This is a genomic window from Rhodopseudomonas sp., from assembly GCF_048594845.1.
Taxonomy (GTDB): Bacteria; Pseudomonadota; Alphaproteobacteria; order Rhizobiales; family Xanthobacteraceae; genus Rhodopseudomonas.
In genome coordinates this window covers 1-19,800 of the sequence record NZ_JBMDXE010000077.1, presented here as the reverse complement: position 1 = coordinate 19,800, position 19,800 = coordinate 1, and the positions used below count along the sequence as shown (strand labels likewise).

The 19,800-nt window shown below is 64.4% G+C and carries 19 protein-coding genes; 7 read left to right on the top strand and 12 right to left on the bottom strand.

Annotated features, from left to right (window positions below; all coding sequences use genetic code 11):
- Position 1: 1 nt before the first annotated feature.
- Complete coding sequence (gene pufB, locus ACOJTD_RS04255; RefSeq protein ID WP_011157052.1) at positions 2-157, bottom strand: light-harvesting antenna LH1, beta subunit; 156 nt, start codon at positions 155-157, stop codon at positions 2-4.
- A gap of 361 nt (positions 158-518) precedes the next feature.
- Here pufB and ACOJTD_RS04250 point away from each other — a divergent pair, with 361 nt between their 5' ends.
- The 3 genes from ACOJTD_RS04250 (at position 519) to ACOJTD_RS04240 (ending at position 4,838) form a co-directional block, all read left to right on the top strand.
- Positions 519-2,846 (top strand): GAF domain-containing protein, encoded by a 2,328-nt coding sequence (locus ACOJTD_RS04250; RefSeq protein WP_420131687.1) that lies wholly within the window; start codon positions 519-521, stop codon positions 2,844-2,846.
- 17 nt (positions 2,847-2,863) lie between these two features.
- A complete protein-coding gene (locus tag ACOJTD_RS04245) occupies positions 2,864-3,535 on the top strand; it encodes a response regulator transcription factor (protein ID WP_420131686.1) in 672 nt (223 codons plus the stop codon).
- A gap of 118 nt (positions 3,536-3,653) precedes the next feature.
- Entirely contained in the window at positions 3,654-4,838 is a 1,185-nt protein-coding gene (locus ACOJTD_RS04240) for a CaiB/BaiF CoA transferase family protein (RefSeq protein ID WP_420131685.1), read from the top strand.
- A 204-nt stretch (positions 4,839-5,042) separates the two neighbouring features.
- On the opposite strand, the gene ACOJTD_RS04235 is transcribed toward ACOJTD_RS04240, so the two are convergent.
- From ACOJTD_RS04235 to pgm, 4 genes are all read right to left on the bottom strand, one after another.
- Complete coding sequence (locus ACOJTD_RS04235; protein WP_420131684.1) at positions 5,043-5,291, bottom strand: DUF2249 domain-containing protein; 249 nt, start codon at positions 5,289-5,291, stop codon at positions 5,043-5,045.
- Positions 5,292-5,328: 37 nt separating this feature from the next.
- Positions 5,329-6,546, bottom strand: coding sequence for an NnrS family protein (locus ACOJTD_RS04230; protein WP_420131683.1), 1,218 nt, complete (start codon positions 6,544-6,546; stop codon positions 5,329-5,331).
- A 238-nt stretch (positions 6,547-6,784) separates the two neighbouring features.
- Complete coding sequence (locus ACOJTD_RS04225; RefSeq protein ID WP_420131682.1) at positions 6,785-7,477, bottom strand: NnrU family protein; 693 nt, start codon at positions 7,475-7,477, stop codon at positions 6,785-6,787.
- Between the two features lie 175 nt (positions 7,478-7,652).
- Complete coding sequence (pgm, locus tag ACOJTD_RS04220; protein WP_420131681.1) at positions 7,653-9,305, bottom strand: phosphoglucomutase (alpha-D-glucose-1,6-bisphosphate-dependent); 1,653 nt, start codon at positions 9,303-9,305, stop codon at positions 7,653-7,655.
- A 272-nt stretch (positions 9,306-9,577) separates the two neighbouring features.
- Between pgm and ACOJTD_RS04215 the strand changes: the two genes are divergently transcribed.
- A complete protein-coding gene (locus ACOJTD_RS04215) occupies positions 9,578-10,813 on the top strand; it encodes an NAD(P)/FAD-dependent oxidoreductase (protein WP_420131680.1) in 1,236 nt (411 codons plus the stop codon).
- A 6-nt stretch (positions 10,814-10,819) separates the two neighbouring features.
- On the opposite strand, the gene ACOJTD_RS04210 is transcribed toward ACOJTD_RS04215, so the two are convergent.
- The 7 genes from ACOJTD_RS04210 to ACOJTD_RS04180 form a co-directional block, all read right to left on the bottom strand.
- Positions 10,820-11,653 carry an alpha/beta fold hydrolase gene (locus ACOJTD_RS04210; protein WP_420131679.1) on the bottom strand — a complete coding sequence of 278 codons (834 nt, stop codon included), beginning with the start codon at positions 11,651-11,653 and terminating at the stop codon, positions 10,820-10,822.
- 138 nt (positions 11,654-11,791) lie between these two features.
- Entirely contained in the window at positions 11,792-12,166 is a 375-nt protein-coding gene (locus ACOJTD_RS04205) for a response regulator (protein WP_420131678.1), read from the bottom strand.
- 125 nt (positions 12,167-12,291) lie between these two features.
- Positions 12,292-13,128 (bottom strand): phosphodiesterase, encoded by an 837-nt coding sequence (locus ACOJTD_RS04200; RefSeq protein WP_420131677.1) that lies wholly within the window; start codon positions 13,126-13,128, stop codon positions 12,292-12,294.
- Between the two features lie 22 nt (positions 13,129-13,150).
- Positions 13,151-14,212: an ABC transporter ATP-binding protein gene (locus tag ACOJTD_RS04195; protein ID WP_420131676.1), complete on the bottom strand. Its 1,062-nt coding sequence runs from the start codon at positions 14,210-14,212 to the stop codon at positions 13,151-13,153.
- Entirely contained in the window at positions 14,209-14,994 is a 786-nt protein-coding gene (locus ACOJTD_RS04190; protein WP_420131675.1) for an ABC transporter permease, read from the bottom strand. The genes ACOJTD_RS04195 and ACOJTD_RS04190 overlap by 4 nt, the downstream gene beginning before the upstream one ends.
- Before the next feature lie 4 nt (positions 14,995-14,998).
- Complete coding sequence (locus tag ACOJTD_RS04185) at positions 14,999-15,814, bottom strand: ABC transporter permease subunit (RefSeq protein WP_420131674.1); 816 nt, start codon at positions 15,812-15,814, stop codon at positions 14,999-15,001.
- Between the two features lie 46 nt (positions 15,815-15,860).
- The gene (locus ACOJTD_RS04180; protein ID WP_420131673.1) at positions 15,861-16,868 is read right to left on the bottom strand and encodes an ABC transporter substrate-binding protein; all 1,008 of its coding nucleotides are present in this window, start codon (positions 16,866-16,868) and stop codon (positions 15,861-15,863) included.
- Between the two features lie 304 nt (positions 16,869-17,172).
- On the opposite strand from ACOJTD_RS04180, the gene ACOJTD_RS04175 reads away from it, so the two are divergent.
- The 3 genes from ACOJTD_RS04175 to ACOJTD_RS04165 form a co-directional block, all read left to right on the top strand.
- Entirely contained in the window at positions 17,173-17,439 is a 267-nt protein-coding gene (locus ACOJTD_RS04175; protein ID WP_420131672.1) for a hypothetical protein, read from the top strand.
- A 248-nt stretch (positions 17,440-17,687) separates the two neighbouring features.
- The gene (locus ACOJTD_RS04170) at positions 17,688-18,152 is read left to right on the top strand and encodes a hypothetical protein (RefSeq protein ID WP_420131671.1); all 465 of its coding nucleotides are present in this window, start codon (positions 17,688-17,690) and stop codon (positions 18,150-18,152) included.
- Between the two features lie 284 nt (positions 18,153-18,436).
- On the top strand, positions 18,437-19,800 hold a 1,364-nt coding region (locus ACOJTD_RS04165; protein ID WP_420131670.1), incomplete at its 3' end, for an ABC transporter substrate-binding protein.

Genomic DNA, 19,800 nt, shown 5'->3' with positions numbered 1-19,800 from the left:
CTTAGTGCAGCCAGGGCGAGTAAACATACGCCAGGAAGTGCGCGACGATCGCGATCGCGCCGAAAATGCGCGTACCGTCGATGACGTGCTTGTGGAGCTCTTCCGATTCCGCGATCGTCAGGCCAGTCGGCCAGACCTTGTTGGGATCGTCTGCCATAGTAAAAACCTCCTAAGAGACTTTCGATCAGTTTCGTGCTGAACCCGCACGTAGGTAGTTTTCGCTGCTACGCCGAACAGAGTTCGTCTGGTCTCAGCATCTTTCCTTTGGTGGCCTCGTCACCCGTCCGCGCCGTCATCATCAAGGAGACCTTGACGCTGGGACGCGGGACCGATGCGGGGCTCGCCCAGACCCGGGTGACTGGGCTCATCGCCCTTTTCGATCACATCCGAGTGATTGTAAGATGGTCCTGACACACATCTTTGTCAATTTAACATGACACTGGGGGGTGTCCGTGTCATACCGGACATCCTCAAACCGGTCCGACGACTCCCGGACACGGAAAATTGAGTGAAATGTGATGCAGTCTGGCATTGACAATTTTGCCGAAACGATAGCCGCAAATCACGCAGCGTCTGACCAGACCGGATGTGATCGCGAGGCGATTCATCTGCCCGGCTCGATCCAGCCGCACGGCGCCCTGCTGGCGCTGGCGCCCGAGGACCTGCAGGTCATTCATGCAGCGGGAGACACGACGCCGCTGTTCGGCGTGCCCTGCGACCGCCTGCCAGGCACCTCGGTGGCGACGCTGCTGTCGGCCGATCAGATCAGCAAGATTCGCGCTCTGCTCGGCACCGACCGTAAGCTCGAGCGGCCGCTACACGCCTTTACATTAAATCCGCCGGACGCAGCCGTAGTTGACGTGGTGGTGCATCAGGCCTCGGGCCTGCTGGTACTGGAGTTCGATCCACGGCGGGAAGCGGCGCCTGATAATTCGCTGGCGCTGGTGCAGTCGATGATCCGCCACGTGCAGCGCGCCGAGGGCACGCAAGCGTTCTGCCGGGCCGTGGTGGACGAGGTTCGCGCCGTCACTGGCTTTGAGCGGGTGATGGTGTATCGCTTCGGCGCCGACGGCAGCGGCGAAGTGATCGCCGAATCACGGGACGCCCATGTCGAGAGCTTCCTCGGCCTGCGCTATCCGGAATCCGACATTCCCAAGCAGGCGCGCGCGCTCTATCTCAGCAACTGGATCCGGGCGATACCCGATTCGCGCTACGCGCCCGCACCGATCATGCCGCCGATCAGTTCGCGGACGGGACAGCCGCTCGACCTCAGCCAGAGCGTGATCCGCAGCGTCTCGCCGGTGCATCGGCTTTATCTCGCCCATATGGGCGTGGTCGCATCAATGTCGCTGTCGCTCATCCAGCACGGCAGATTGTGGGGACTGATCGCCTGCCATCACAGCTCGCCGCGCTATCTTCCGTATCGGATGCGCGAGGCCTGCGAGTTGTTCGCCGAGATGGCGTCCTCGCAGTTCGAATCCAAAGTCGCCGCCGAACAGCTCGAGGCGCGGTTGCGCAGCACGCGGATCCACGAAGAGCTGGTGACGCGGATGAGCCAGGAGTCCGACCTCGCCGAAGGACTGATCCGCTTTCATCCGAATCTGCTCGACTTCATTCCGGGCACCGGCGTCGGACTGTGGATCGACGGCCAGTTCACCGGACTCGGTGTCACGCCCGATGCCGAGCAGACCGAAGCCCTGATCGGCTGGCTCGGCGATACGTCGAACGACGGCATCTTCCAGACCGACTCGCTGCCGCTGCTCTACGAACCGGCGAAAGCCTACGCGGATCGCGCAAGCGGCCTGCTCGCACTGTCGCTCTCGAAATCGCCGCGCGACTACGTACTCTGGTTCCGGCCGGAAGTCGTGCGAACCGTCACCTGGGCCGGCAATCCGCACAAGCCGGTCGGCGTCGGGCCGGATGGCGAATTGCTGACACCGCGGCGCAGCTTCGCTGCCTGGCAGGAATCGGTGCGGCTGCATGCGGAGCCATGGCTCGGATCGGAAATCGAGGCCGCGCACCGGCTGCGGCTGTCATTACTCGAAGTCGTGCTGCACCGGATCGACGGCATCGCCCGCGAGCGCAAGTCCGCGCGGCTGCTGCAGGAGCAGCTGATGCGACAGGTCGAGTTCGGCCTGCGCCGCTCGCAGGATGTCGCACAGACGCTTCAGGAAGAAACCAAGCGACGGGTGTCGGTCGAGGCCGATTTGTCGCAGGTGCTGCGGCGGACGGTCGAAGACCAGGAAGCCGAACGGCTGCGGATCGCGCGCGAACTGCACGATACACTCGGCCAGTCGCTGACGCTGCTGCAGCTTGGCTTCGAAAATCTCGGACAGGCCGCGCCGGAGAACTCTCAACTACAGGACCGCGTCGCCGGGATGAAGACGCTGACCGCCGACATCGGCCGGCAGGTCAACCGGCTCGCCTGGGAAATTCGCCCGACCGCGCTCGATGATCTCGGCATCCAGACCGCGATCCAGCATCTGCTCGACGCCTGGAGCGAGAAGGCGCAGGTGCAGTTCGATCTGCATATGACGCTCGGCGATCGCCGGCTGCCGCCCGCGGTCGAGACGACGCTGTATCGCGTGCTGCAGGAAGCGCTGACTAACATCGTCCGCCACGCAGCTGCGACCCATGTCGGCGTGATCCTGCGCATGACCGATCAGCAGGTGACGATGGTGGTGGAGGACGACGGCCGCGGCTTCGTCAATCCCGACGCCGACCGCCCACCCGAGCGGCTCGGCCTGCTCGGCATCCGCGAACGGCTGACGCTGGTCGGCGGCTCGCTCGAAATCGAATCCGCGCCCGGCAAGGGCACCGCTCTGTTCGCACGAATTCCGTTGTAACCATGGAAGCAGCTCCGATGGACCAGCAAGCCCCTTCCAGACTGCGCGTCTTCCTCGCCGACGATCATCCGGTCGTGCTCAGCGGCATGAAAGCTCTCGTCGCCGGCGATCCGGCGATCGAAATCGTCGGCGAAGCCAGCGATGGACCGAACGCGCTGCGGCGGGCCATTGAATTGAGGCCGGACGTCGCCGTGCTCGACCTGTCGATGCCGGGCCTCAACGGCATCGAGGTGGCGCGAAAGTTTCTCGCCGCCTGCCCGGAATGCCGCGTGCTGGTGCTGACCGTGCACGAGGACGGCGCTTACTTGCGCCAGCTGCTCGATCTCGGCGTCTCAGGCTACGTGCTGAAGCGCTCCGCCACCGACGAACTGATCCGCGGCATTCATGCGGTCGGCACCGGCGGCATCTATCTCGACCCGGCGATCGCCGGCCGCGCCATCGGCCGCACCGCGCCGCACGTCCAGAACGGCGACGAGCACAGCGCGGTGTCCGAACTCTCCACCCGCGAGATCGAGGTGCTGCGCCTCGCCGCCGTCGGCCACAGCAACAAGACCATCGCGGCGAAGCTGCAGATCGGCGCCAAGAGCGTCGAGACCTACAAGGCCCGCGGCATGGCCAAGCTGGGCTTCCACAACCGCGTCGAAGTGGTGCGGTTCGCACTCAGCATGGGCTGGCTGTCGGACCCATAGGCCATCCACTTTTCCGGAATTTGCCCGCGTCCGCGGGAGCCGCTAGCTTCTCCGCTGTCGAACCAACGTCTCGCCGCGCTTCATCGCGGATGAACGAGACGACAGCGGGAGGAACTGAATGACTGCCGACCAGCAGACCGGAAAGCCGCGCGCCAGCGCCTTCGCGGGGCTCCGCGTTCTGGACTTCTCGACCACCATCGCCGGCCCGCACTGCACCCGGATGCTCGCCGACATGGGCGCCGAGGTGATCAAGATCGAATCCTCTGACGGCGACACGATGCGGAACCGTCCGCCGGTGCGCGACGGTTTCAGCACCGCCTTCGGCCAGCTCAATGTCGGCAAGAAGAGCATCGTGCTCGATCTGAAATCCGCCGAGGGCCGCGCTGCGGTTCAGCGGCTGGTGGCGACGGCCGACGTGCTGGTCGAGAATTTCCGCCCCGGTGTGATGCAGCGGCTGAAGCTCGACGACGCGTCGCTGCGCCCGTCCAATCCGAAGCTGATCTACTGCTCGATCTCCGGCTACGGCCAGACCGGCCCTTCGGCCGAGCTGCCGGCTTATGCGCCGGCCATCCATGCTGCGTCCGGCTATGATCTCGCCCATCTCGCCTATCAGCCGAACCGCGATCAGCCGGACTACTGCGGCATCTATCTCGCCGACGTCGTTTCCGGCGTCTATGCCTATGGGGCGATCGCCTCGGCGCTGTATCAGCGCACCTCGACCGGCGAAGGCCAGCACATCGACGTATCGATGCTGGAATCCATGCTGAGCCTGACGCTGAACGAGATGCAGAGCGCGCAATTCCCGATCAAGCGGCAGTCGCGGCCGCAATTCGGCCCGGTCGAGACCGCCGACGGCTATGTGATGATCGCTATCGCCAGCGAGAAATCGTTCCGCAGCTTTATGCAGGCCGGCGGCCATCCCGAACTGATCACCGACCCGCGCTTCGCCGAGTATCACCACCGCCGCGAACACTGGGCCGAGCTGATGGACATCATGGAAACGTGGTCCCGCACGCTGACCTCGCAGCAATGCCTCGCCGCGCTCGACAAGCACGGCGTGCCCTGCTCGGCCTATCGCACCGTGGCCGAAGCGATGGCCGATCCGCAGACCGCACATCGCCAGGCCTTCGCCGAAGTCGAAGACGGCGCCGGCACGTTCAAGGTGCTGAACCAGCCGTTCCGGCTATCGCAAGGCAATCCCGCGCCCGTCCCGCAGGTGGCTACGCTCGGCCAGCACACCCGCGCCGTGCTGGCGGATGCTGGCTATTCTGCCGAAGAGTTGGCCGCGCTCGGCGTCGCATAAGACACACTAAGATTTGCTCAGCATGCCGGCGCTTTGTGAGCAAGATAGTTAGTCTGCCTCCGTCATGGCCGGGCTCGTCCCGGCCATCCACGCCTTTCTTCAACTTCAACGCTGCAAGGCGTGGATGCCCGGCACAAGGCCGGGCATGACGGGGAGAGACCTGAGGACCTGGTCTTTGGCCTCGTTTCCGGCCATCGCCATCAGCTACGCCGCCCGGCGCAGCTGCACGCGCCACAGGTCGGGGCCTTCTTCCAGATAGGTCCACTGGCAGTCGTCGCCGTGCACGGCCTCGAAGAAGTACTTCAGCGGCCGCGGATCGTGATCGACGACGATCTGCATGCCCTGGCCCGGCTGCAGATTGTCGAACAGCCGCGGGATGATCTCGTGGCGCTGCTGATGCGGGATCTGGCGGACGTCGAGAACGCGTTCGGCGGCGGTCGCGGCTTCGGTCATGACAGAGGATCCTTTGCGGTTTGGGAAGGGTTGAACGTCAGTGCAGCTTGCCGCGCGCTAGCAGCGTCGGGCCGTAGCTGAGTGCGAAGCCGAGGAAGGCGACGCACCAGCCGAGCATTGCGACATGCAGCAGCGGATCGCTCCAGGCCGGCGTCAGCGCCGCGCCGATCCGCGCCGCCACTGCGACCAGCGCAGCGAGGTACACCGCCTGCGTCGCCAGCGAGGCCTCGAGCTTCTGCCCGGTGTGGCCGAGCGAGGCGCGGGTCATCACCGCCAGCGTCATGATGCCGGCGCCGCCAACCATCCAGGCATGGATGCCGGCGCTGGCGGGCGCCAGCCCAAACGCCGCGCAGGCGCCGAGCAGATAGCCGATCGGCACGAAGAAGTAACCGACATGCAGCACCAGCAGCAGCCGGTCACGCAGCGTGCGGTCACCGGCCCAGCGCGCCAGCCGCACCAGATGCAGCACACCGGCCATCGCCAGCGCCGAACCCGTCAGGGCACCTTCAGGCCGCGCGATCCACAGCAGCATCGTCACTGCGCTGAACGCGAGGATCACCATGTCGACCTTGTTGAACGGCACCGGCAGCCGGCCGGGATTTTCGCGGACCAGCCAGTTGCGGGTGAAGCTCGGTGCGATGCGGCCGCCGATCAGCGCGATCAGCATGATCACCACTGCGATGCCGGCGCGGATGCCGTAGTCGGCCGCACCGTTGAAATGCGCCTCGAGGTGAAACGCCACGTTGCCGATCAGCAGCAGCGAAAGCAGCGCGACGACGTTGAGATTGCGCCAATTCTTGCCGGCAACGATCTCGCGCGCCGCAGCGAGCGCGACCGCCAGCAGGAAGCTCGCATCGACCAGCAGCGCGACCAGCCAACCGGTGTCGGCGGAGAACGTCACGCATAGCCGGCCGGCGAACCAGATCAACACCAGTGTGAGAAGCGGCCTGCCCTGCAGCGGCAGCCGCCCGGTCCAATTCGGAATGGCAGTGAGCAGGAAGCCGGTGATCACCGCCGGCAGATAGCCGTACAGCATCTCATGGACATGCCAGTCGCGCGGCGCGAACGCGGTCTGTAGCGTCAGCTCGCCGTGATACACCGGCAGCCACAGCAGCACCGCGATCGCCGCGAACAGTGCGCCGAGCATGAAGAACGGCCGAAAACCGGCGGACAGCACGGTCCAGCCGGTGTGCGAGCGATAACGCGGCACCGGCTTGCGCTTCGGCGCGGCGGAGGATTCGACTGTCGTGCTCATGGCGTTCACCGGATCGAGCCGGCAATGCTCCGCCGGCCGTTCCTGTGTAAGCCGCCGCCCGGAAGCCTTGTTGTGCCAGCACAACCTCGCGAACGATTGGCGGATAGTTCCTTCCGCGCCGTCATGGCCGGGCTTGTCCCGGCCATCCACGCCTTGCTGCGTTTCCGCTCCGGAAGGCGTGGATGCCCGGCACGAGGCCGGGTATGACGGAGAGATCGTGGTCCTGACTTGAAGAGCGCTACGGCAGCGGAGAGACGCCGATCACGTACGGATGCAGCACCAGCAGCATCAGCCAGGCGGCTACACCGATGCCGAAGCGCAGCGGGCTGATGTTGCGAACGTTCGGGCGAAAGCGGCCGGTGATCAGCGCGGCGAACGGCCAGAACGAGGTACGGGCGGCGAGGTGTACCCAGGTCGCGGTGCCGAGCTGACGGCGCTTGCGCCGATCGATGATCATCATGCCGGCGAGCGCAATCAGCGCGAAGAAGCCGAACAGCACGACATGAGCGAGGTCGCCGTTCGGCACAACATGCGCAGCAGCCCACAACCCGATCGCCCATAGCAGCGGATGGCGCACGACGCCGACGATGCCGGGATGATCTGGATCGAAGCGCTTGCGCGGGTCGCCACCGAACGACAGCGGATTGGCGGCGCCGACGCCGAAGGCGGCGAGCTGGCAGGCCAGCGGCAGCGCCAGATTGGGTACGAACATCTGCCAGCGTTCAAAAGGCCATAGCTCGACGAACGGCGCGCGTCCGGCAGCGACGATCAACCATGTCAGCACGAGCAGCGACTCGATGCTGTACGCGGCGAGAAATCCGCCCTCTCCCAACGTGCCGACCAGCTTCGCCCGCACCGCCGGCCGCGCGGGGATCGCGTGGCTGAGCAGGAACAGCGTGAAGGCGGCGATGAATTCGGTCCAGCCGGTCAAGTGGGATGCCCACGTATTGCCTCGCGGCTCGTCATTGCGAGGAGCGAAGCGACGAAGAAATCCAGCTCAGTGCATGGAGCTGGATTGCTTCGCTTCGCTCGCAATGACGGAGAGACGCGGAGACGTTTTGCTCGCCGACGATCAATCGCCGTCCCGGTTCCAACGTTGTCGCAGATCAACCTGCGGCGAACATTGCGCTCAAGGCGGCTTGGGCTTCGTCTTGAATCTGTCGAAGGTGATCGGCGCTGACGAAACTCTCGGCGTAGATCTTGTACACGTCCTCGGTGCCGGAGGGACGCGCGGCGAACCAGCCGTTGGCCGTCGTCACCTTGACGCCGCCGATCGACTGGTTGTTGCCGGGCGCCTTGGTCAGCGTCGCGGTGACCGGCTCGCCGGCGAGTTGCTTGATGCCGAGCTTCTCGGCGGTCAGCGTCTTGAACAGCGCTTTCTGCGCGGCGTTGGCCGGCGCGTCGATGCGCGCGTAGAACGGCGCGCCGAGTTCGACGGTAAGACGCTGATAGATCTCGCCGGGATCGGCCTTCATCACCGCGGTGATCTCCGCCGCGAGCAAGCCGAGGATGAGGCCGTCCTTGTCGGTGGTCCACACCGTGCCGTCGCGGCGCAGGAACGAGGCGCCGGCGCTCTCCTCGCCGGCAAAACCGAAGCTGCCGCCGATCAGTCCGTCGACGAACCATTTGAAGCCGACCGGGGTCTCGACCACCTTGCGGCCGATCTTGGCGGCAACGCGGTCGATCATCGCGCTCGACACCGCGGTCTTGCCGATCGCGGCGTTCGCACCCCACTGCGGCCGATGCGCGAACAGATAGGAGATCGCCACCGACAGATAATGGTTCGGGTTCATCAGCCCGCTGGAGCGGGTGACGATGCCGTGGCGGTCCGCGTCGGTGTCGTTGGCGAAGGCGACATCGAAGTCGCCGCGCATGCCGATCAGCCGCGCCATCGCGTAAGGCGACGAGCAGTCCATCCGGATCTTGCCGTCCCAGTCCGCGGTCATGAAGCGGAAGGTCGGGTCCACGGCGTCGCTGACGATGGTCGCGTCGATTTTGTAGCGTTCGATGATCGGCTGCCAGTAATGCACCGCCGCGCCACCGAGCGGATCGATGCCGAGCTTCACGCCGGATGCGCGGATCGCCTCCATGTCGACGACGTTGGCGAGATCTTCGACGTACGGTGTGACGTAGTCGCGCCGGTGCACATTGTCGGCCTTGAGCGCGCGCGCATAGGGAATGCGCTTCACGCCCCTCAGTCCGTCGGCGAGCAGGGCATTCGCCGCTTTCTCGACCACCGACGTAATATCGGTGTCGGCCGGGCCGCCGTTGGGCGGATTGTATTTGAAGCCGCCGTCTTCCGGCGGATTGTGCGAGGGCGTGACGACGACGCCATCGGCGAGACCGCTGCTGCGGCCGCGGTTATAGGTGAGGATCGCGTGCGAGATCACCGGCGTCGGCGTGTAGCCGCCGCGTTCGTCGATCATCACCTCGACGCCGTTGGCGGCGAATACTTCCAGCGCGCTGGCCAGCGCCGGCTCGGCCAGCGCATGGGTGTCGATGCCGATGAACAGCGGACCATCGATGCCCGCCCCTCGACGATGGTCGCACACCGCCTGGCTCACCGCGACGATGTGGTCCTCGTTGAAGGCGTTGTTGAAGGCGGAGCCGCGATGCCCTGAGGTGCCGAACGCGACGCGCTCGCCCGGCATGCTCGGATCCGGCTTTCCGGCGAAATAGGCGGTGACCAGTCGCGGCACATTGACCAGTCTGTTCGGATCGATGGTCTTGCCCGCAAGCGGGCTGACGTCCCCAGCCATTTCGCACTCCATTACTCGGACCAGACGCGATCCCTCGCCTGCCCGGCGGCAGCCGTCAAGACTGACGGCGCGGAACCGCCTGCCGGTTTGCGGATTGAGCAGAACAAGATCGGCGCGGTAACCGGACCAGCGCGGCGTCGCCGGACGCGGCGCTGTCCTTCGTGCAGATCTCCTCTCTTACGCGCTGGCGCGCGTGTCGCAGCAGGCCCAGGCTTCAGCCCGGGCCTTTTTCGCGGCCGGTCGCCCGGGCGGTTGGATCGACAGGAGCCGTGATGGATACGTTTCGCGCCATAAGTCAGGAAGATTTGCGCGGCGGAGTGGCACCCTGGTCGGTCGGGGTGCCGCGAGCGATCCGTCAGCCACTGGCCGGTCCTCTGGTCGTCGACGTGCTGATCGTGGGCGGCGGCATCACCGGCTCCATGATGGCACATCAGCTGGTGCGGCCGGACCGCACTGTCTGCGTCATCGATCGCGAGCGGCCGGGGTTCGGCAGCACCGCGGCATCGACCGCCATGCTGGAATGGGAGATCGACCGGTCGCTGTCCGAGCTCGCCGAAATCTACGGCTTCGAGCGCGCCGCCGAAATCTATCAGCTCAGCTACCGCGCAGTCGCGGGTCTCTACGGCCTGGTACAGTCGCTCGATCAGCCCACCGCGCTGCAGCCGCGCGACACCGTGTATCTCGCCGCCGGCGACCAAGGCGCGCGCGCTTTACTCGCCGAGCACGAGGTGCGGCAGCGCGCCGGGCTGCCGGGCGTGTTTCTCGACTATCGGGAGTTACGCCGCGAATATGGCTTCGAGCGCGAGGCCGCAATCGTCTCGCCCGGCTCGGCGGAGGCGGATCCGCTGCGGCTGTCGCATGCGCTGCTCAACGCGGCGGCCGCGCGCGGCGCGATGCTATACGATGCCGAAGCCCGGCGCTACGACCGGGCCGGCCGGCGCCTCATCGTCGAGACCGACGAGGGCCACACGATCGAGGCGGGCGCCGTGGTACTGGCGACCGGCTACACCCTGCCCGACATCGTCAAATCCGACCTGCACAAGACCGTATCGAGCTGGGTCGTCGGCACTGTCCCGCAGGCTCCCGAGACGCTCTGGCGCGACAACGCCCTGATCTGGGAGGCAGCCGCGCCGTATCTCTACGCCCGGACCACCACGCAACATCGCATCATCATCGGCGGTGAAGACGACGATAAAATCGTGGACCCGGACGCGCGTGACGAGATGATGCCCGCAAAGGCGGAGATCCTAGTCGAGAAGTTGCAACGCTTGTGGCCACAGGCGACGGCTATCGCCGAATACGTCTGGTCCGGCGCGTTCAGCACGACGGTCGACGGTCTGCCGCTGATCGGACCGGTACCGGCCCATCCCGGCATCTACGCAGCCTACGGTTATGGCGGCAACGGCATCACATTCAGCTACATGGCCAGCCAGATGATCGCCCGCATGATCGATGGTCAGATGTTGGCTGCGTTCGAGCACTTCGCGCTGGACCGCAATCCGGTGTAACTGCTGCTACGGGCCCATCGCGCGCGGATCGTTGTTGAGCTGCTTCATGTCGATCGGGCTGACCTTGCTGTTGGCCGGCTCCGCCAGGAACTGATCCAGCGTTGCCTGGATCCGCGACTTGACGCTCTCCGGGCCGCGATCGCTGAGTTCGTTGTGCTGAGCGCCGGTGTCGACGATCTCGATGCCGGCCTGCTTGGCGACCTTGGAATCCGGCAGTACGCCCGGGTCGGTCTTGAAGTGCGGATCCTCCGACCGGAACGACAGGATCTTGGCCGCGCCGGAAGTGACGAACGGCACCCGCAGATTGTCGAGCGTCACGACCCGGCGGACCAGTTCCGGATGCTGCTGGGCGAAGAACATCGAGATGTCGCCACCGTTGGAGTGGCCGACCAGCGTGAGATGGTCGTAGTCGGCGCCGGGCATCACCTTCTTCAGTTCATGGATCGCAAAGAAAATGTTCTTCTCGCCGCGCTCATAGACTTTCAGACGGCCGACATAGAGCGATCCCTGCGTCGTCATCAGCGGCGCATCGGTCGGCAGGTCGTGCTGGATGCTGGCAACCAGATAGCCGCGCGCCGCGAGGACGTTTGCCAGAAACGAGTATTCGGAATTCTTGACGGTGTTGCCGTGGCTGACGATCGCGACCGGCAGCGTGGAGAGGCCAGCCTCCGCCTTCATTTCCGCGTCACGGCGCACCGCGAGGTCGACCGCCACCGGGCGCTTTCGCGCCTCGTCGTAGAATGTCAGGTTCTCGTGCCGGATGGCCCAATGGCTGAAGGTGAAGTACGCCGCCGCGGCGACGGCGCTCAGTCCCAGTAGCACGGTCAAAGGTCGCTTCATCGACAATCCCTGCGGCCCCCTTTCACAGACTCCATTTGGGCCATGAGTTTAGCGCCGAAAGACCATTGTCTAGAATGAGATGGATTAAATTTTCGACAGCAGATGATCGCTGCACTGCAAAATACCCGTAAGCCTTCCTTAGGAGGTGAGCTCGATTAGCAGATGGGTAACCTGGCGGGTGGTGTATGGCTTCGGCAGAAAACGTCCGCCGTCCGGCAGATCGTCGTTCGACACCTTTACCCGTCCCGAGGTCGCGATGATCTGGATCGGTGGCCAGCGCCCCCGCACAGCGCGGGCGAGCTTCAGACCATCCATCGATCCGGGGATCTGGATGTCGGTAAACACAACGCAAATGTCGTCACGGCTCTCGAGGATATCAATCGCCTCGTCGGCCGTGCAGGCTTCCAGCACGTCGAAGCCAGCCTCCTGCACGATGTCGACGGCGTTCATTCGCAGAAGCGCTTCGTCTTCGACGATCAGCACGACCGGCCTGCTGCTCACCAAATCCGGCATCTCTTGACCTCTTCCTGAGATCAATCAAAGGCTTCAGAAGAGACTTCGTTCCGGGCCAATTCTCGCATTCGTGGAGATGTCAACCGACTTCGCCAACGTGGCTCGCTCGGGAGACGAACCGGAACTCACAGCAGCTTGCCGTCTGGCCCGAAGAACGGATGCGGCCCGTCGAAGTCGCCGATCGGAATGTGATGAGTGACGAGATCACCGAAGCCGTCGGCGGCGAACCAGACGTGAAGATGGAAAGCCGGTGGCTCGACCCGGAACGACGGCTGGATCAGTTCGGCGAGATCGAGCGCCACCGCGTGATTGGGCGCAGGGCAGATCGTCGCCGGCACGCCGGCGAACTGGGTCAGTGTCGCGCGATGGACGTGTCCGGCTGCGATCAGCCTGACCCACGGATAGCGTTCGACGATGGTAGCGAACTCCGCGGCATTGCGCAGATTCTGCCGGTCCATGTGCCAGATGCCGGTGCGGAATGGCGGATGGTGCAGGAACAGCAGCGCCGGCCGCTGATCGGAGCAGGACAGGATCGCATCGAGCCATTGCAGCGTCGCGCTGTCGAGTTCACCATGCGGCTCGCCGGGTACGCTGGAATCCAGAAGGACCACGTCGAGGTCCCCGACCGGCTGAAGCTGATTCAGCGGCCCGTCGGCAGGAAACAATGGCTGCGCGAAGGCACGGCGCATCAGCTCGCGGGAATCGTGATTGCCGGGGACTGCCACGAAGGGGATTTCGAGCGGCGCCAAGAGCCGTGCGAGGTGCGCGTACTCCTCCTCTGTCGGCGTGTCGGCGAGATCACCTGAGATCACTACGAGATCCGGCCGAGGCGCGAGCGTGTTCAAAGTGGCCACGCAGCGCTGCAACGCCAATGCGGTGTCGACCTTGCCATACGCGAGGCTGCCGGGCGCCTTGATATGCAGGTCGGAAATCTGCGCGATCAGGATCGGCCTGTGAGTCATCGTCTTTCCCTGTCAGTCCTATTCACACAGCGTCCGGCAACAGACGGATGGCTTCCGGCGCGACGGCAAGGCCGACCTTTTCGCCGGGGCGGATCACCATGTCGTTCGGGACTTCGATCGTCAGCAGCTTGTCGGTCGCGCCCGAGATCACGATGCGCTGGCGATCGCCTGCAAAGCTGACGCTCTCGACCCGGCCCGCCAGCGTCGCCGCATCGGGTAATACGATCCCGATCGTTTCGGGCCGGATCATTGCGACGGCGCGCGGCCGCGACAAGTTTTCGGACACCCTCAAGGCGCCACCTGGCAGGCGAAGCTCTCCCTTGATGATTTCGGCTTCGAGGATATTGGCAGCGCCGACGAATTCGGCGACGAAGCGGCTGGCCGGCCGGAAGTAGATCTCGCGCGGCGCGCCGATCTGCGCGATCGCGCCCTTGCTCATCACCACGATCCGATCACCGAGTTCCATCGCCTCGGCCTGGTCGTGGGTGACGTAGATCGTCGTGATGCCGAGCGAACGGAGCAGCCGGTCGAGCTCGCCGCGCAGCCGGTCACGCAGCGCGGCGTCGAGTGCGGTCAGCGGCTCGTCGAGGAGGAGCACCGCCGGCCGAATTGCGACGGCGCGGGCGAGCGCAACGCGCTGCCGCTGACCGCCCGAGAGCTGATCGATCCGTCGATCCTCGAGTCCCGTGATGTTGGTCAGTGCCACTAGTTCGGCGATGCGGGCCTCGCGCTCGCGCCTGGCGACGCCGCGGATCTTCAGCCCGTAGCCGATATTGTCGGCAACCGTCATGTTCGGAAACAGCGCGTAGGACTGAAACACCATGCCGACATTACGCTTCTCGATCGGCACCGCGGTGACATCGGCGCCATCGAACAATACCCGGCCGCCGCGATCCGGCTGCTCCAGCCCGGCGATGATGCGCAGCATCGTGGTCTTGCCGCAGCCGGACGGGCCGAGCAGCACCAGCGTCTCGCCGCGAGCGATGTCGAGCGTCGCGGGATCCAGTGCCCGCGTGCCGTTCGCGAAGGTCTTGCTACAGGCCTCGATCCGCACCGATACGCCGTGCCCGGCATCCGCCTTCATGACTTCGGCTCCCGTTCGGCCAGCAATTGCATCGCCACCAGCAGCGGGACAATCATGATGAAGAAGATCAGCGTGTAGGCGGACGCCACCTCAAGCCGCATCGACGCGTAACTGTCAGCGAGGCCGACCGGCAGTGTCTTGGTCAGCGGCGTGTGCAGCATCCAGGTCAGATTGAACTCGCCAAGCGACAACGTCACCACCATCAAGGCGCCGGCCAGAATGCCCGGCATCGCATTCGGCACGATGACCTCGACGAACCGGCGCAGCGGCGAGGCGCCGAGCGAGGCCGCGCCTTCGTCGAGCGTGCGAATGTCGATCGTCGCGAATACCGCGATCACCGATCGCACCATGAACGGCATGGTGAAGACGACGTGGCCGACCAGGATGAACAACCAGGACCGTCGGAAGGCACCGAAGCCGCCATAGGCCAGCAGCAGCGCCAATGCGATCGCCAGTCCCGGGATCGCCAGCGGCAGCGTGATCACTTCCTCGATCAGCCGCGACAACCGGCCGCCGCGCAGATGCAGCGCATAGGCCGCCGGCACGCCGACCACAATAGTAACTCCAAGCGTTGCAAGAGCGATGATAAACGACAGCAGAATGGTGTCGGCATAGAGATCCCACACCTGCAAGACCCATTGCAGCGTCAGGCCAGACGAGATGCCACGGAAGTAATTGACCGTGACGCCGGCCGAGATCGACAGCAGCGCCGGCACGACCAGGAACGCCGCGACGAGCAGCGTGAACAGCAATTGAGCCGTGAAGATCAGGCGGTCGCGCATCAGCCTAGCCGGTCGCCGCAACCGTGCCGCCGCTGAGCGATCGCGCCAGCGCCAGCATCGCCCAGGAGATCAGGCCGAGCCCGACCGACAGCGACGCGGCTGTGGCGAAATTCGCCGCCAGCGTGAACTCGGTGTAGATCAGCATTGGCAGCACGTCGATATTGGTTGCGAGCGCGAACGCGGTGCCGAACGCGCCCATCGCGGTGGCGAAGGCAATCGCACCGGAGGCGACGAAAGCCGGCATCAGCGCCGGCAGGACGACGTCGCGCTGCACTGCCCATGGGCTGGCGCCGAGCGAGCGCGCCGCTTCCTCGAGGCCGCGATCGAGCTTCTGCACCGCCGCCATGATGGTGAGAATGACGCGGGGGATGGAGAAGTACAGATAGCCGAGGAACAGGCCCCAGATCGAATAGGCGAACACGACTTTGGTGCCAGTGACGAGACGCGTCAGATCGCCGATCACGCCCTGCCGCCCCGCCAGCAGAATGATCAGGAATCCGATTACCACACCGGGAAACGCCAGCGGAAACGTCAGCATCGCCACCAGCACGGCGCGACCGGGAAAGCGATGGCGCTGCAGGAAGATCGCCGCGACGGTGGCGATCACCAGCGTCGCCAGCGTGGTCGCGGTGGCGAGCAACACGGTGTTGATCAGCGTCGCGCGGAAGCGCGGCTCCAGCACGATCGCCAGGTAGCCGGCCACGCCTTGGGGTCCTTCAGCGCCAACCACTACCAGCCGGGCCATCGGCAGGAGGAAGAACGCTACAGTCAGGACCAGCAGCGGCGACAGGCAGGCTAGCGAGAAAGATCGCTGCGACATCAGACGCGGACGCCCCGGCAGGCAGTCTCCGGAGCGGTTCTCATCGTCAACGGACCTCCGCCAGATAGCGGTCGGTGAACGCCTTCTGCGCCGCTTCCATCTTGGCCCAATCGACGCTCCTGGCGCGCGCGTAATCGCTGTCCGGCAGGAACTTCGCCTTGACCTCGGCCGGCAATTCGATCGGCCTCGCGGGGCGCAAATAAGCGTTGGTCCAGATCGCCTGGCCTTTGTCCGACAGAAGATAGTCCATCACCTTCTTGGCCTTGTCGGCGTCGGGCGCGTCCTTCACAAGCGAGACCACATAGGGGAACACCACCGAGCCCTCGCAAGGGATCACAAAGGCGAAGTTACCCTTTTCGGTGTACTTGGCCCGATACGCGTTGAAGTCGTAGTCGAACAGAATCGGGATCTCCCCCGAGACGACGCGTGCATACGAGGTCTGTTTCGGCACGATCGCTTCGTTGCCGTGCAGGCCCTTGAAGAAGGCGATCGCCGGTGAGAAGTCGGTATCGCTGCCGCCGAGGGCCAGGTTCACGGCAACCGCGCCGACAAAGCCGACCGCAGCGGATGGCGGATCGAGATAGCCGACCATGCCCCTGTAGTCCGGCTTCAGCAGATCTTTCCAGCACGCCGGCACCGGCTTGCCGCCCAGCGCATCGATATTGACGAACAGGCCGAGCGTGCCGGAGTGGATCGCGGTCCAATCGCCGTCCGGATCCTTGAGGCCGGCGGGAACCTCGTTCCAGTGCTGCGGCTTGTACGGTTGCGTGACACCTTGGGCCTTCGCTTTGATACCGAAATTCACACCGAAATAGCCGATGTCGGCGACCGGATTGCTCTTCTCTGCGAGAAGTTGCGACAGCGCCTGGCCGGAGTTCTTGTTATCGAACGGGATATCGTAGCCGAGGTCTGTCTTGACCGCCTTCAGCATCGACGCCCAGTCGGCCCATTGCGGCGGACAATTGTAGCAGATCACATCCGCGGCCGTGGCCGGAGCGGCGACAGTGACGAGCGACAACGCGAGCAGCGCCGAAGCGATACGGCCAAACGTCATGGTGTTCCCCGAGTGCAGGCCGGCTCGATCAAACGTCGCCAGCATGGCGCTTCACCTATCGGGGGTACATGACAGGTTTGCGACGCAGCGGAGACCAAGAAAGCGATCGAATTACCCGCGAGCGGCGAATGCGCCGGAACTTTCGACCGAACACGTTATTGGTTTGCGAACCCCATCATTGAGGTGCCGCGACGGTGTGTCGCGCGTGGACGCGTTCTAACGTCCGTTTCCCTGGGGCCAAGTCACTGCAATCAGCCTGCGCGGACCTGTCGCCGGGCATTTAACTGAAGCGAGGGGTCGAACAATGCCGATGTCAGCGAAGAGCAATGCGTGCCGGCCATGGGACGATGAACAGGTCGAGCGGCTCAAGGAACTGATCGCCAGCGGAGCCTCGGCGGTGCGCGCTGCAGCGGCGCTGAAGCGGGCGCGATCGTCGGTTCAGGTCAAGGCGCGCAAGCTCGGAATGCCCTTCATGGCCAGCCGCGACGTCAAGCGGCTTCGCGACGCTAAGATTGCGGCCGCGGAAAGCACCCCACTCCGGATAACCACTGCTCACCACACCGAGCGGTAAGCAGGTCCGCAAACCAAGCTAATTAGCACACAGAGCGCAGCGGGACGCCTGCATACCGAGATCTGGAAACTGATTTCTACGACTAACTACACCCTATTACCTCTAGCCAAAAGGCTAGTCCCGGCATCAATTAGCACCCAATATTTTTGCGGCGAATTCACAGAATTCGGCACATAATTGCACCCGGCTGATGCCGCCAAACGAATCAATTGGAAAGGCACCTGCAAAGCAGGTGAGAGGGTAACCCAATGCAATATTGGATCATTGCATTTACTGCCGCGCTGGTCGTGGTGATCGGCTACGCGGCCGGCCCAGTCGGCGCAGCGATTTCGCTGATCGCCTTTGCGGGCTCTTTGTACTTGATGTGGGCGCGCAAGCTCGGCTTCGTCGGCGCGTGGTCGCGGTTCGGTCTGGATCGCTTCACCGCGCCGTTCTGGAAAGGCGAGAACTGGGAGCGCTTCAACGGGCTGTTCGCCGACGGTGAGAGCGTCGTCAAGGCCGCCACGATTGCGGTCGCGCTAATCGCGCTGTCGCTGGTACTGCCGCCGAGCCAGGTCGGACTGATCGCGCTGGCGGTCGCCGCCTGGTACGCATTTGAGGTCTATCGGAGCCAGCGCCCGCTGGTGCGCCCCGCGGGCGTGATCGAATCGAAGTCGGTCGGCGATCAGGTGATCTACAGCTCGGCTTCACGCGAACCGGCCAAGATGAACTGAAGGCCCCGCTTCGGAAGATGGTCGACGGCGGCGAGCTTCCCTCGCCGCCGTTTCTTTTGAGGGCCGGTCCACTCGGTCGGACTTTGGCGAATTGCTTAATTTATAGGCAAATGAACGCGCCTTGTATGCAATACGGGACGACTGGGTTTCTGGCTCGCTTCTCACTCATGCCGGCTGTTTCATCGTAGTATCAGATACTTATCCCGCACTTCCCAGGCCGAGAGGCTCTGGCACGAAGCTTGCGAAACTGGTTCCGAGATCGCCCTCGTGCCTCGGAGCCTTTCATGAAGCGTCGCGACTTCCTCAAATCCGCCACTGCCCTCGCCGCCGGCGCCATGGTGCCCGCCCCCGCGATCTGGTCCGCCGCCAAGGCTGATGCCCGGTCGGAGTCGCTGCTGGTCGTCTCGGAGAGCGGTCCGAACAACCTCGACATCCACGGCGTCGGCACCAACGTGCCCGGCTACGAGGTGTCGTGGAATTGCTACGACCGGCTGATCACCCATGAAATGAAGGAAGGCCCCGGCGGCGTTCCCTATTACGACAAGGACAAGTTCAAGGGCGAACTCGCCGACGACATGACGATCGGCGACATGTCCGCGACCTTCAAGCTGAAGAAGAATGCCACCTTTCAGGACGGCACGCCGGTCACCGCCAAGGACGTGAAGTGGTCGCTCGATCGCTCCGTCAGCGTCGGCGGCTTCCCCACTTTCCAGATGAGCGCCGGCTCGCTGACCAAGCCCGAGCAGTTCGTGATCGTCGACGACCACACCGTGCGGGTCGACTTCCTCAAGAAGGACAAGCTGACGATCCCGGATCTCGCGGTGATCGTGCCCTGCGTCGTGAACTCCGAACTGGTGAAGAAGAACGCAACCGAGAAGGACCCGTGGGGCCTCGAATACACCAAGCAGAACACCGCCGGCTCCGGCGCGTATCGCGTGGTGAAGTGGACCGCCGGCACCGAAGTGATCATGGAGCGCAACGACAAATGGGCCGGCGGCCCGCTGCCGAAGATCAAGCGTGTGATCTGGCGCATGGTGCCGCAGGCCGGTAACCGCCGCGCACTGCTGGAGCGTGGCGACGCCGACATTTCCTACGAGTTGCCGAACCAGGACTTCGCCGAAATGAAGCGCGACGGCAAGGTCAACGTCATCTCGCTGCCGATCTCGAACGGCATCCAGTACCTCGGCATGAACGTCACCCAGCCGCCGTTCAACAACCCGAAGGTGCGCGAGGCGGTGGCCTATGCGGTGCCGTACCAGAAGATCATCGACGCGGTGATGTTCGGCCTCGCCAACCCGATGTTCGGCGCGGCTGCCGACAAGCCGACCGAAGTGAAGTGGCCGCAGCCGACCAAGTACAACACCGACATGGCGAAGGCCAAGGCGCTGATGGCCGAAGCCGGCTACGCCAACGGTTTCGACACCACGCTGTCGTTCGACCTCGGCTTCGCCGGCGTCAACGAACCGATGTGCGTCCTGATCCAGGAGAGCCTGGCGCAGATCGGCATCAAGACGACCATCAACAAGATACCCGGAGCGAACTGGCGGACCGAACTGAACAAGAAAACGCTGCCGCTTTACACCAATGTCTTTTCGGGCTGGCTCGACTATCCGGAGTATTTCTTCTTCTGGTGCTATCACGGCGACAA

Coding starts and splice junctions, on each gene's coding strand:
- ACOJTD_RS04240 (WP_420131685.1), top strand. CDS start 3,654: ATGACTGCCGACCAGCAGACCGGAAAGCCGCGCGCCAGCGCCTTCGCG.
- ACOJTD_RS04235 (WP_420131684.1), bottom strand. CDS start 5,291: ATGACCGAAGCCGCGACCGCCGCCGAACGCGTTCTCGACGTCCGCCAG.
- pgm (WP_420131681.1), bottom strand. CDS start 9,305: ATGGCTGGGGACGTCAGCCCGCTTGCGGGCAAGACCATCGATCCGAAC.
- ACOJTD_RS04205 (WP_420131678.1), bottom strand. CDS start 12,166: ATGCCGGATTTGGTGAGCAGCAGGCCGGTCGTGCTGATCGTCGAAGAC.
- ACOJTD_RS04175 (WP_420131672.1), top strand. CDS start 17,173: ATGCCGATGTCAGCGAAGAGCAATGCGTGCCGGCCATGGGACGATGAA.
- ACOJTD_RS04230 (WP_420131683.1), bottom strand. CDS start 6,546: ATGAGCACGACAGTCGAATCCTCCGCCGCGCCGAAGCGCAAGCCGGTG.
- ACOJTD_RS04250 (WP_420131687.1), top strand. CDS start 519: ATGCAGTCTGGCATTGACAATTTTGCCGAAACGATAGCCGCAAATCAC.
- ACOJTD_RS04210 (WP_420131679.1), bottom strand. CDS start 11,653: ATGAAGCGACCTTTGACCGTGCTACTGGGACTGAGCGCCGTCGCCGCG.
- ACOJTD_RS04180 (WP_420131673.1), bottom strand. CDS start 16,868: ATGACGTTTGGCCGTATCGCTTCGGCGCTGCTCGCGTTGTCGCTCGTC.
- ACOJTD_RS04215 (WP_420131680.1), top strand. CDS start 9,578: ATGGATACGTTTCGCGCCATAAGTCAGGAAGATTTGCGCGGCGGAGTG.
- ACOJTD_RS04185 (WP_420131674.1), bottom strand. CDS start 15,814: ATGTCGCAGCGATCTTTCTCGCTAGCCTGCCTGTCGCCGCTGCTGGTC.
- ACOJTD_RS04200 (WP_420131677.1), bottom strand. CDS start 13,128: ATGACTCACAGGCCGATCCTGATCGCGCAGATTTCCGACCTGCATATC.
- ACOJTD_RS04190 (WP_420131675.1), bottom strand. CDS start 14,994: ATGCGCGACCGCCTGATCTTCACGGCTCAATTGCTGTTCACGCTGCTC.
- ACOJTD_RS04245 (WP_420131686.1), top strand. CDS start 2,864: ATGGACCAGCAAGCCCCTTCCAGACTGCGCGTCTTCCTCGCCGACGAT.
- pufB (WP_011157052.1), bottom strand. CDS start 157: ATGGCAGACGATCCCAACAAGGTCTGGCCGACTGGCCTGACGATCGCG.
- ACOJTD_RS04195 (WP_420131676.1), bottom strand. CDS start 14,212: ATGAAGGCGGATGCCGGGCACGGCGTATCGGTGCGGATCGAGGCCTGT.
- ACOJTD_RS04170 (WP_420131671.1), top strand. CDS start 17,688: ATGCAATATTGGATCATTGCATTTACTGCCGCGCTGGTCGTGGTGATC.